Source organism: Streptomyces sp. NPDC006510, from assembly GCF_040611955.1.
GTDB lineage: Bacteria > Actinomycetota > Actinomycetes > Streptomycetales > Streptomycetaceae > Streptomyces.
In genome coordinates this window covers 1-11,813 of sequence record NZ_JBEXPH010000228.1, presented here as the reverse complement: position 1 = coordinate 11,813, position 11,813 = coordinate 1, and the positions used below count along the sequence as shown (strand labels likewise).

Annotated in this window: 9 protein-coding genes and 1 pseudogene; 7 read left to right on the top strand and 3 right to left on the bottom strand. The window is 71.6% G+C overall.

Features of this window, described 5'->3' with window-relative positions; genetic code table 11:
• Positions 1–532 (bottom strand): annotated as a pseudogene (locus ABZY11_RS38410) (DNA helicase RecD); the annotation flags it as partial.
• Positions 529–1,512: an aldo/keto reductase gene (locus ABZY11_RS38405; RefSeq protein ID WP_356483609.1), complete on the bottom strand. Its 984-nt coding sequence runs from the start codon at positions 1,510–1,512 to the stop codon at positions 529–531. The gene ABZY11_RS38405 and the pseudogene ABZY11_RS38410, both read right to left, overlap by 4 nt.
• A 140-nt stretch (positions 1,513–1,652) precedes the next feature.
• Between ABZY11_RS38405 and ABZY11_RS38400 the strand changes: the two genes are divergently transcribed.
• Both ABZY11_RS38400 and ABZY11_RS38395 read left to right on the top strand, forming a co-directional pair.
• A complete protein-coding gene (locus tag ABZY11_RS38400) occupies positions 1,653–2,702 on the top strand; it encodes an LLM class F420-dependent oxidoreductase (RefSeq protein WP_356483608.1) in 1,050 nt (349 codons plus the stop codon).
• Between the two features lie 215 nt (positions 2,703–2,917).
• Positions 2,918–3,706, top strand: coding sequence for a ferritin-like domain-containing protein (locus ABZY11_RS38395; RefSeq protein ID WP_356483607.1), 789 nt, complete (start codon positions 2,918–2,920; stop codon positions 3,704–3,706).
• Positions 3,707–3,731: 25 nt separating this feature from the next.
• Here the strand turns inward: ABZY11_RS38395 and corA are convergent, their stop codons facing one another.
• A complete protein-coding gene (gene corA / locus ABZY11_RS38390) occupies positions 3,732–4,718 on the bottom strand; it encodes a magnesium/cobalt transporter CorA (protein ID WP_356483606.1) in 987 nt (328 codons plus the stop codon).
• A gap of 67 nt (positions 4,719–4,785) precedes the next feature.
• Here corA and ABZY11_RS38385 point away from each other — a divergent pair, with 67 nt between their 5' ends.
• From ABZY11_RS38385 to ABZY11_RS38365, 5 genes are all read left to right on the top strand, one after another.
• Positions 4,786–5,481 (top strand): histidine phosphatase family protein, encoded by a 696-nt coding sequence (locus tag ABZY11_RS38385; protein WP_356483605.1) that lies wholly within the window; start codon positions 4,786–4,788, stop codon positions 5,479–5,481.
• 104 nt (positions 5,482–5,585) lie between these two features.
• Positions 5,586–6,176, top strand: coding sequence for a DUF3090 domain-containing protein (locus ABZY11_RS38380; protein WP_072484378.1), 591 nt, complete (start codon positions 5,586–5,588; stop codon positions 6,174–6,176).
• On the top strand, positions 6,140–6,994 hold the full coding sequence (locus ABZY11_RS38375; RefSeq protein WP_356483604.1) for an SCO1664 family protein: 855 nt from the start codon (positions 6,140–6,142) through the stop codon (positions 6,992–6,994). The genes ABZY11_RS38380 and ABZY11_RS38375 overlap by 37 nt, the downstream gene beginning before the upstream one ends.
• A gap of 154 nt (positions 6,995–7,148) precedes the next feature.
• Positions 7,149–8,378, top strand: a complete 1,230-nt coding sequence (mshC, locus tag ABZY11_RS38370) for a cysteine--1-D-myo-inosityl 2-amino-2-deoxy-alpha-D-glucopyranoside ligase (protein ID WP_356483603.1) — start codon at positions 7,149–7,151, stop codon at positions 8,376–8,378.
• Between the two features lie 135 nt (positions 8,379–8,513).
• On the top strand, positions 8,514–11,558 hold the full coding sequence (locus tag ABZY11_RS38365) for an NPCBM/NEW2 domain-containing protein (RefSeq protein WP_356483602.1): 3,045 nt from the start codon (positions 8,514–8,516) through the stop codon (positions 11,556–11,558).
• Positions 11,559–11,813 lie beyond the last annotated feature (255 nt).

Genomic DNA, 11,813 nt, shown 5'->3' with positions numbered 1-11,813 from the left:
GTGCGGTGCGGCGGGGGGCGGCGGGTGCGGGCGAGTCGAAGAACGAGCCGACGGGCTGCTCGCCGCTCTCCACCGCGCGCACGGCCGCCAGCAGGTCGGCCGCCTTGCCGCTCAGCTTCCCCCCGGCGGCGATGGGGCCTTCCTTCTCGGCCTTGCGCTTCTCGATCCGCTCCCGGAGCTCACGCTGGGCGGCGAGCTCGGCCTCGGCCTCGGAGAGCGGTGCGGGGGCGGTGTCCGCCCCGGCCTCGGAGTCGCCATCCCCGGCCCCGGCGTCGTCGGCCTCGTCCCCGGTGTCGTCGACTGCGTCCGCCGCGTCGTCCGCCGGATCGTCGGCTGCGTCGTCCGTCTCGTCGGCCGGTTCGCCGGTCCCGGGGGTCGGCTCCGCGTCGCCCGCCCCGGCGGTCCCGGAGTCGCCGTCCGTCCCCGACCCGTCCCCGGCGGACGGGTCGGGCACGGCGGCGGAGGGGGGCGCGACGACGCCGTCGTCGTCGGCCGGGGAGCCGGGGGTTTCCCCCCGGGGAAGCGCAGTCACAGCGTGCTCCAGTCCTGGTCGGGATAGCGGTGCACGGGCGCCGACACATCGTCGAGCGCCTGGCAGATCTCGTCAGGAAGACTAAGCGCCTCCACTGACAATGCCTGCGTGAGCTGCTGCGCGTTGCGCGCGCCGACGATCGGGGCCACCACTCCGGGCCGGTCCCGCACCCAGGCGAGAGCCACCTGGAGCGGCGTCGTGGCCAGGCCGTCCGCCGCCGTCGCCACCGCGTCCACGATGCGGCTCGCCGCATCGTCGAGATACGGCTCGACGAACGGAGCCAGCAGCTCCGAGGCGCCGCGCGAGTCCGCCGGAGTGCCCGACCGGTACTTCCCGGTGAGGACCCCACGGCCCAGCGGGGAGGAGGGCAGCAGCCCGACGCCGAGATCGAGGGCGGCGGGCAGCACCTCGCGCTCCACCCCCCGCTGCAACAGCGAGTACTCCATCTGTGTGCTCGCCAGTCGGGTGCGCCCCCCGGGCGAGGCGAGCTGCCAGGTCGCCGCCTTGGCCAGCTGCCAGCCGCAGAAGTTCGACACCCCCGCGTACCGGGCGCGCCCGCTGGACACCGCCAGATCCACCGCCTGAAGGGTCTCGTCCAGCGGAGTCAGCGGGTCAAAGGCATGGATCTGCCACAGATCCACGTGGTCCGTGCCGAGCCGATCCAGGGAGGCGTCCAGTGCGGCCAGCAGATGCCCGCGCGACCCGTCGAACCGGCGATACGGGTCGGCCACGCTGCCGGCCTTCGTCGCGATGACCAGATCGCGCCGGGGCACCAGGCCGTCGACGAGCTGCCCGAGCAGATATTCGGCCTCCCCACCGCCGTACACATCGGCCGTGTCGACCAGCGTGCCGCCCGCCTCCCAGAAGGCTTTCAGTTGTTCGGCAGCGTCGTGCTCATCGGTGTCCCGGCCCCAGGTGAGGGTGCCGAGCCCGATCCGGGACACTCGAAGGCCGGTGCGGCCGAGATGCCTCTGCTCCATGGGCGCTGAGATTACTGGCCAGAACCCCACTCGGCGGAAGCCTGTGGACAACCCGGGCTCAAGTCGCCCCTGCCGGATCGCGTTGCCGCGCGCTAGAGTCCGGAACTCAGGGACGTTACTGATCGGTAAGGGGAGCGGCTATGCGGCTCGGCATCAATCTCGGTTACTGGGGCGCGGGAATGGACGGCGACAACCTCGCCGTCGCCCAGGAGGCCGACCGGCTCGGCTACGACGTCTGCTGGGCGGCCGAGGCGTACGGCTCCGACGCGCCGACCGTGCTCTCCTGGGTCGCGGCCCGGACGGAGTCCATCGACGTCGGCTCCGCGATCATGCAGATCCCGGCCCGCCAGCCGGCCATGACGGCGATGACCGCCGCCACCCTCGACTCGCTCTCCGGCGGCCGGTTCCGGCTCGGCCTCGGCGTGTCGGGACCGCAGGTCTCCGAGGGCTGGTACGGCGTCAAGTTCGACAAGCCGCTGGCCCGCACCCGGGAGTACGTCGAGATCGTCCGCAGGGCGATGTCCCGCGAGCGGCTCTCGTACGAGGGAGAGCACTGGACGCTGCCGCTGCCGGACGGTCCGGGCAAGCCCATCAAGCTGACCGTCCACCCGCAGCGCGAGCACATCCCGCTCTACATCGCCGCGATCGGCCCCAAGAACCTGGAGCAGACCGGCGAGATCGCCGACGGCGCGCTGCTGATCTTCCCCTCCGCCGAGCACCTTGAGGACACCGCGCTGAAGTATCTGCGGGCGGGCCGTGAGAAGGCCGGCCTGACCATGGAGGGCTTCGACGTCTGCCCGACCCTGCCGCTCGCCGTCGGTGACGACGTCAACGGCCTCGCGGACATGTTCCGGCCGTACACCGCCCTGTACGTGGGCGGCATGGGCAGCCGCAAGCAGAACTTCTACAACCAGCTCGCGAAGCGCATGGGCTACGAGAAGGAGGCCGCCGAGGTCCAGGACAAGTACCTGTCCGGCGACAAGAGCGGTGCCGCCGCCGCGGTGCCGCACCAGCTGATCGACCAGACCGCGCTGCTCGGCCCGGTCGAGCGGATCGCCGAGCGGATGCAGGCCTACGCCGCCGCGGGTGTCACGACGCTGACCCTGGCCCCGGCCGGGTTCACGCTCGACGAGCGGCTCACGGCCCTGCGGGCCGGTACGGACGCGCTGGAGCGCTCCGGGCTCGCATAGCGCGGTTCGTGCCCCGGGACGCCCGGGAGCGGCACTACGGCCGTGGTGGGGGCTCGGGGCCTCCCCGCCACGGCCGTTACGCGTATCAACGCGCGTGGTCGGGCGGTTACGCCGCCCCGCGCCCCATCCGGCGTAGCCGGGGCCCGTTCCTGTTGCCCGCGTGGGTGTGCCGGACTTGACTGTCGCTCGGTGGATGCGGCACGGAGGTGGCAGTGATGCTCTCGGCAAGGAACGTGTTCCAGGAGATTCTCGACGACGACGAGTCGTTCCGGCTGTTCTGTTCCATCGCGGCGGGCGGGGAGTCCCAGGGCGGCTGGGAGAACGGCCGGATCGCCGCCCTGGTGCCCGAGAGCCAGCGCGCCCTGGCGCCCAAGATCGCACGGCACGGCGCCGACGAGGACAAGCACGGCAGGATCTTCAACGCGCTGCTGAGGATGCGCGGGCTCCAGCCGGCGGAGATCCCGCACGAGACCGACTACACGATGCTGCTGGAGAAGCACGGCATCGGCCTCGCCCATCAGCGGCTGCGGGGCGAGGAACGGCTCTCCGAGCGCGACATCATCACCTACCTCGCCCACAGCCGGGTCACCGAGCAGCGCGCCTCCGAGCAGATGGCCCTGCTGCGCAAGCACTTCGCCGACCACCCCGACCTCGGCCGCGCCGTGAAGATGATCTCCAACGACGAGGACAACCACCTGGCGTACTGCCACGAGGAGCTGCTCCGCTTCGCCGGCGCCGGACACGGCCGCACCATTCAGCGCACCCTGCGCGAGTGCGCGCTCGCCGAGATCCGCGTGTACCGCGACGTCAGTCTCGCAGTCATGGACCACATGGGCCGCATCCTGGGCTGGCCCCGGGCCAGATCGGCGGTGCTGGCCGCCGGGATCCACGCCGTCTACGCGTACGAACGGCTCGTGGGATGGCGGCGCATGGTGAGCCTGGAGCAGCCCGAGCGGCGCGACGCGCTGGGTGGTCCGGCGGCGCCGGAGCCCGGGTTCGCCTGAACCGGTGCGGTGCCCGGCCCGTCCGTCAGAGCCAGCCGCGGCGCTTGAACTGCCGGTACAGCGCGAAGACCACCGCGGCCATCAGCGCGATCACCGCCGGATAGGCCCACACCCAGCGGAGCTCGGGCATGTGGTCGAAGTTCATGCCGTAGATCCCCGCCACCATCGTCGGCACGGCGGCCATAGCCGCCCAGGCCGAGATCTTGCGCATGTCGTCGTTCTGCCGCACGCCCACCTGGGCCAGATGGGCCGAGAGGATGTCGGAGAGCAGCCGGTCCAGCCCCTCCACGTACTCGTTGGCGCGCGTCAGATGGTCGCTGACGTCCCGGAAGAACGGCTGCGAGTGTTCGTGGACGAACGGCACGCCCGCGCTCGCCAGCCGGGCCATGGGGGAGCTCAGCGGCCCGGCGGCCCGGCGGAACTCCAGGATCTGCCGCTTGAAGGTGTAGATGCGGGACGCGGTGCTCTTGGTGTCACCGACGCCGGTCGGCGCGAACACCTCGGTCTCCAGCTCCTCCAGGTCGACCTGGAGCTCGCCCGCGACCTCTATGTAGTGGTCCACGACGGCGTCGCTGATCGCGTACAGCACCGCGGTCGGCCCGTGCTTGAGCACCTCCGGCTCGGCCTCCAGACGGCGGCGTACCGCGGCGAGCGGCGCGCCCTCCCCGTGCCGGACCGTCACGACGAACGAGTCGCCGATGAAGGCCATCAGCTCGTCGGCGCTGACCGTGTCGCTCGACTGCTCGTACACCACCGGTTTGATGACCGCGAAGAGCGAGTCGTCGTACACCTCCAGCTTGGGGCGCTGGTGCGCGCTCAGGGCGTCCTCCACCGCCAGCGGGTGCAGTCCGAACTCGCTGCTGACGAGCTCGAACTCCTTCTCCGTCGGTTCGTGCAGCCCGATCCAGAGAAACGCGTCCCCGGTGGCCCGTGCCTCGGCGAGGGCATCGGAGAAGTCGGCGGGGCTGTCGGTGCGGCGCCCGTCGCGGTAGATGGCACAGTCCACGATCACGCGCGCATTCTTCCCTGCCCGGGTCCCCGGCGCACCTCATCGCCGTCGGCGGCCTACGCTGGCCCGTATGCCCACCCTGATCCTTGTACGTCACGGACGCTCCACCGCCAACACGGCCGGGGTGCTCGCGGGCCGCACCCCCGGTGTCCCGCTCGACGAGCGCGGTGCCGAACAGGCCGCGGCGCTGCCCGGACGGCTCGCCGGGCTGTCCCTGGCCGCCGCCGTCAGCAGTCCGCTGCAGCGCTGCCGGGAGACCCTCCGGCCGCTGCTCGCCGCCCGGCCGGAGCTGGAACTGCACACCGAGGAGCGGATCAGCGAGTGCGACTACGGTGACTGGTCGGGGCGCAAGCTCGCGGAACTCGCCGACGAACCGCTGATGGCCGTCGTGCAGCAGCACCCGTCGGCCGCGGCGTTCCCCGGCGGCGAGTCGATGCGCGGCATGCAGGCGCGCGCGGTCGACGCGGTACGGGACTGGAACGCCCGCATCGAGGCCGGGCACGGCGACGACGCCATGTACGTGATGTGCTCGCACGGCGACATCATCAAGGCCCTCGTCGCCGATGCGCTCGGCATGCATCTCGACCTCTTCCAGCGGATCCACGCCGACCCCTGCTCGGTCACCGCGATCCGCTACACCAGGCTGCGGCCCTTCCTGCTGCGGCTCGGCGACACCGGGGACCTCGCGTCGCTGGCGCCGCGCGAGCAGCCCCGCCCGGGTGCGGACGCGGACGCGGCTGTCGGGGGCGGCGCTGGGGCACCGTGATCGCTTCGCGCAGTAGGGTGGACGCTCCGTAGGCGCCTTGCCCCGGGGAACGTCCCGGGCCCCGGCCGCCCCTCATCCACCGTCAATTTCAAGGGAGACAGGACGTGTCCCGTCAGGTGTTCCTCTACGACCCCCCGGACCGTTTCGTGGCCGGTACGGTCGGGTTGCCTGGACGTCGTACGTTCTTCCTGCAGGCATCCTCAGGCGGACGTGTCACCAGCGTGGCCCTGGAGAAGACGCAGGTCGCCGCGCTCGCCGAGCGGATCGACGAACTGCTCGACGAGGTGGTGCGGCGGACCGGCGGAAACTCCCCGGTGCCCGCCGTGGCACCGATGGATGTCACCGACACCGCGCCCCTGGACGTCCCCGTCGAGGAGGAGTTCAGGGTCGGCACGATGGCGCTCGCCTGGGACGGCGAGGAACAGCGCATGATCGTCGAGGCGCAGGCGCTCGTCGAGCTGGACGTGGACTCCGACGAGGACCTCGCCGAGGCCGAGGAACGGCTGCTGCAGGACGAGGAGAACGGTCCGCCGATGCTCCGGGTCCGCCTCAGCGGCGCGCAGGCCCGGGCCTTCGCCAAGCGCGCCCTGGACGTGGTGAACGCCGGACGCCCGCCGTGCCCGCTGTGCAGCCTGCCGCTCGACCCGGAAGGACATGTATGCCCGCGTCAGAACGGATACCGTCGCGGAGCCTGACCGGCGCCGAGCTGGTCGCCCTGCTCACCGAGGGCGAGCTCACCGTCCTCGGGCAGATCCGCGGGGCGTCCAACGCGGTGCTGTACTGCACCGTCGCGCGCGACGGCGAGGAGGCGACCTGCGTCTACAAGCCGGTGGCCGGCGAACAGCCCCTGTGGGACTTCCCGGACGGCACCCTCGCCCGGCGCGAGGTGGCCGCGTACGAGATCTCCGAGGCGACCGGATGGGGGCTGGTACCGCCCACCGTGCTGCGGGACGGCCCGTACGGCGAGGGCATGTGCCAGCTGTGGATCGACGCGGCGCCCCAGGACGAGGAGGACGATGCGGCGGGCGAGACCCCGTTGCTCGCGCTCGTCGAGGACGAGGAGCCCGGGGAGGGCTGGAAGGCCGTCGCCCACGCCGAGGTCGGCGAGGGGCGGACCGCCCTCCTGGTCCACGCGGACGACGCGCGGCTGCGCCGGCTGGCCGTGCTCGACGCGGTGATCAACAACGGCGACCGCAAGGGCGGCCATCTGCTGCCCGCACCCGGTGGCCGGCTCTACGGCATCGACCACGGTGTGACCTTCAACGCCGACGACAAGCTGCGCACGCTGCTCTGGGGGTGGGCGGGGGAGCCGCTGACGGCCGAGGCTGTCGAGGTCGTCGAGCGGCTGGGGGCGGAACTCGCGCCGGGGACCCCGCTCGTCACCCGGCTGGGCGAGCTGATCACCGAGGTCGAGATCGAGGCGTTGCGGGGCCGCGTGGCAGGGCTGAGGGCGACCGGGCGGCACCCGGAGCCGAGCGGGGAATGGCCGTCGATACCCTGGCCGCCGGTCTGAGCGGAGCAGGGTATACGCGTGGCCGAGGGGCGCGGACCGGGGTGCCGGGGCCGCGCCCCGAAGCAGATGGAGCCGCGCTGCGCAAGAGCGCCTCTTCGGTCAAGATCCGGCATCCGGTTCGTATCCGGAACATGCATCCGGTTACGCTCGTGGCATGCATGCCTGGCCCGCTTCTGAGGTCCCCGCCCTGCCTGGCAAGGGCCGCGACCTTCGGATCCACGACACCGCGACCGGCGGACGGATCACTCTTGACCCCGGTCCCGTCGCCCGCATCTACGTCTGCGGCATCACGCCGTACGACGCGACCCACATGGGTCATGCGGCGACCTACAACGCGTTCGACCTCGTTCAGCGCGTGTGGCTCGACACCAAGCGGCAGGTCCACTATGTCCAGAACGTGACCGACGTGGACGACCCGCTGCTGGAGCGGGCCGTGCGCGACGGCCAGGACTGGACCGAGCTCGCCGAGCGCGAGACGGCCCTGTTCCGCGAGGACATGACTGCCCTGCGCATGCTTCCGCCGAAGCACTACATCGGTGCCGTGGAGGCGATACCCGGCATCGTCCCGCTCGTGGAACGGCTCCGCGACGCCGGCGCCGCCTACGAACTCGACGGCGACGTCTACTTCTCCGTCGAGACCGACCCGCACTTCGGCGAGGTCTCCAACCTCGATGCCGAGGCGATGCGGCTGCTCTCCGCCGAGCGCGGCGGCGACCCGGAGCGCCCCGGCAAGAAGAACCCGCTCGACCCGATGCTCTGGATGGCCGCCCGTGAGGGCGAGCCGAGCTGGGACGGCGCCTCGCTCGGCGCCGGCCGGCCCGGCTGGCACATCGAGTGCGTCGCCATCGCCCTGGACCACCTCGGCATGGGCTTCGACGTCCAGGGAGGCGGGTCCGACCTCGCCTTCCCGCACCACGAGATGGGCGCCTCGCACGCCCAGGTGCTGACCGGTGAACACCCCTTCGCCCAGGCCTACGTTCACGCCGGAATGGTCGGCCTGAACGGCGAGAAGATGTCCAAGTCCAAGGGCAACCTGGTCTTCGTCTCGAAGCTGCGCCGCGACGGTGTGGACCCGGCGGCGATCCGGCTGGCACTGCTGTCGCACCACTACCGGACCGACTGGGAGTGGACGGACCAGGTGCTCGCCGACGCGGTGGAGCGGCTCGGCCGGTGGCGGTCCGCCGTCTCCCGGCCCGACGGGCTGCCCGCCGAGGCCCTGGTCGAGGAGGTCCGCGAGGCCCTCGCCGACGATCTGGACGCGCCGGCCGCGCTGGCCGCCGTGGACCGCTGGGCCGAGCGGCAGAACGCGGAGGGCGGTACGGACGAGGGCGCACCCGGCCTCGTCTCGCGCACCGTCGACGCACTGCTGGGCGTCGCCCTCTAGCGCCGCACAGGGTGACAACCCGCTGATTTCCCACCGGACGTACCCGATGAACCGGCCTTGGACTTCTCGACGAAGTTCAGGGCCGGTTCCGTTTTGTCCATGGTCAAGTGCTCGATGCTGCGCTAAAAGCGCTCTATGCAATCATCAACGCGCATCAGATCGGCGGCAGTTGCAGCCTTGCTGGGGCTGCTCGCCGTCTTCGCGGGCCCCGGCGCGGCCCGGGCCGACGCCGCCGAGCCGGACACCACGGTCGGCGATCTCACCGGATTCTCCGCCGACGGAGCCGTCTACCACCTGAAGGCCGGCGCCGCCGAGGCGCGGGTCAGCTTCGTCTCCGCCGAGACCTTCCGTATCGAACTCGCCCCCGACGGCACGTTCTCGGACCCGACCGGCGACGACATCGTCCTGCCGCAGGGCACTCCGCCGCACACCCGGTGGAAGGAGCGGAGCGACCGCTACGAACTCTCCACCGGCAGCGTCACCCTGCGCGCCTACAAATCGCCCCTGCGCTTCGCCCTGTACCGGGCGGACGGCAGTCAGGTCTGGTCCGAGGCCAAGGGGCTGAGCTGGAACGGTGAGAAGACCACCCAGACGCTGGCCCGCGGCGCCGACGAGCAGTTCTACGGTGCCGGCATGCAGAACGGCCGGGGCAACACCTCGCACCGCGACAAGACCGTAGAGGTCGGCGTCGACTACAACTGGAACGACGGCGGCCACCCCAACTCGGTGCCGTTCTACCTCTCCTCGGCCGGCTACGGCGTCTTCCGCAACACCTACGCGCCCAACACCTACGCCTTCACCGACCCGGTGACCACCAGCGCGAAGGAGAAGCGCTTCGACGCCTACTACTTCGCGGGCGACAGCGCCAAGGACGTCATCGGGCAGTACACGAAGCTCACCGGCAAGCCCTTCCTGCCGCCCGTGTACGGGATGGAGATCGGCGACGCCGACTGCTACCTGCACAACGCCAACCGCGGCGAGCGCCACACTCTGGACGCCCTGAAGGTCGCCGACGGTTACGTCGAGCACGACATGCCGAACGGCTGGATGCTCGTCAACGACGGCTACGGCTGCGGCCACGAGGACCTCGCCGAGACCGCCAAGGGTCTCCAGGACCGCGGCATGCAGCTCGGCCTGTGGACCGAGGACGGCATCGACAAGATCGCCGACCAGGTCAAGGCGGGCCAGCGGGTCGCCAAGCTGGACGTCGCCTGGGTCGGCGCCGGCTACAAGTTCGCCCTGGACGGCTGCAAGGACGCGTACCGGGGCATCGAGGACAACAGCGACGCCCGCGGCTTCACCTACGCCCCCGAGAGCTGGTCGGGCGCGCAGCGCTGCGGCGTGCAGTGGTCCGGTGACCAGTACGGCACCTGGGACTACATCCGGTGGCAGATCCCGACCTACGCGGGCGCCACGATGTCCGGTCTCGCCTACACCACCGGGGACGTCGACGGCATCTTCGGCGGCAGTGCCAAGACCTACACCCGTGACCTCCAGTGGAAGATGTTCCTGGGGACCACGATGACGATGGACGGCTGGGCGGCCAGCGACAAGCAGCCCTTCCGGTACGGAGAGCCGTACACCGGCATCAACCGCGACTACCTCAAGCTCAAGGAGTCGCTGCTGCCCTACCAGTACTCCTACGCGCACGAGGCGACGAAGACCGGCGTCGGCATGGTCCGCCCGCTCGTCCTCGAATACCCGGACGACCCGAAGGCGGCGTCGGACGCGGCGAAGTACGAGTTCATGTCCGGCGAGGACTTCCTCGTCGCCCCGGTCTACCAGGACAGCACCGAGCGGGACGGCATCTATCTGCCGAAGGGCACCTGGACCGACTACTGGAGCGGGCGGACGTATCAGGGCCCGGTCACCGTCGACGACTACAGCGCCCCGCTCGACACCCTGCCGCTGTTCGTCAAGGGCGGTGCCAGTGTGCCGATGTGGCCCGGCATCCGCTCGTACAAGGACCGCACCGCCGGTTCCCCGCTCGCCTGGGACATCTACCCGCAGGGCAGGTCGTCCTTCACGCTGTACGAGGACGACGGCGTCACCCGGCAGCACCGCGACGGCAAGTACGCCACCCAGCGGGCCGACGTGGACGCACCGGACCGGGGCGCGGGCGACGTGAGCGTGCGGATCGGCGCGAGCAAGGGCGATTTCACCGGTAAGCAGCGCAGCCGCCCGTACGAGTTCAGCGTGCACACCGGCTCCGCCCCGAGCGCGGTCGAGCTCGGCGGAAAGCTGCCCCGGCTGGGTTCCGCCGACGCCTACCAGGAGGCGAGGCAGGGCTGGTGGTACGACCGGGACGACCGCGGCGGTGTCGTGAAGATCAAGACCGCGCCGCTGTCCACCGGCGAGGAGTTCACCGTGAAGCTGAAGCACACCAGCGCCGTCGGCGGGCGGGCCGCCGGGGCGAGCGCCGTGGTTTCCGCGCCGTCCGGGCAGGAGGTCGGTGCCGGGGCCGAGGGCACCGTCGCCGTCGATGTCACCGCGGGCACGGCCGATGTGACGGACGCCGAGGTCGGCCTGGACGTACCCGAGGGCTGGCAGGTCGCACGGACCGCGACGGTGGACCGGATCCCGGCGGGCGCCACCCGGCGGGTCGAGGTGTCCGTCACCCCCGCGAAAGACGCCACGGCGGGAGAGGCCCGGATCACCGCGCTCGTCCGCTACCGGTCGGCCGGTGAGTCCCGGACCGCCACACAGCGGTTCGCTGCCGGGGTGATGCCACCGCCGCCCACCGGCGAGGCCTGGGCGAGCGATCTGGTGTGGCTGAAGTCCACCAACGGCTACGGGCCGGCCGAACGGGACCGCAGCAACGGCGAGTCGGGCGCGACCGACGGGCACCGGCTGACCCTCGCCGGCAAGACGTACGAGAAGGGGATCGGCACCCACGCCGACTCCGACATCGAGGTCTATCTCGGCGGGCGCTGCACCGCGTTCACCGCCGACGCCGGGATCGACGACGAGATCAACGGCTACGGCGAGGTCGCCTTCTCGGTCGAGGCCGACGGCAAGGTGCTGTGGACCTCCCCGAAGGTGACCGGGGCCTCGGCGACCGTGCCGGTCGATGTGAAGCTCGACGGTGCGCGCCATGTGCACCTGAAGGTCACGGACACCAACGGCTCCAAGACCGGTGACCACGGGGACTGGGCCGCGGCCCGGTTCACCTGTTCCTGAATGTCCCGGACAGCACGGGAGCGCCGGGCGGTGATGTGTCCGCCCGGCGCTCCACCGGTCCCGTCGGTCCGCCCGGGAGCGTCAGTCCTCCGGGGAGTCCTCCGACGAATCCTGCGGGCCCTCGCCGCCCCCGCCCTCGTCGCTCTCCCCGTCGGCCGGTGGCTGCCGGCCGGGTCCGCCCGCGGGCGGCGCGCCGGGCCCCGTATCGCCCCCGCTCTCGGGGCGGAGCGGCTTCGGCGGACGGGTGCGGCCGGG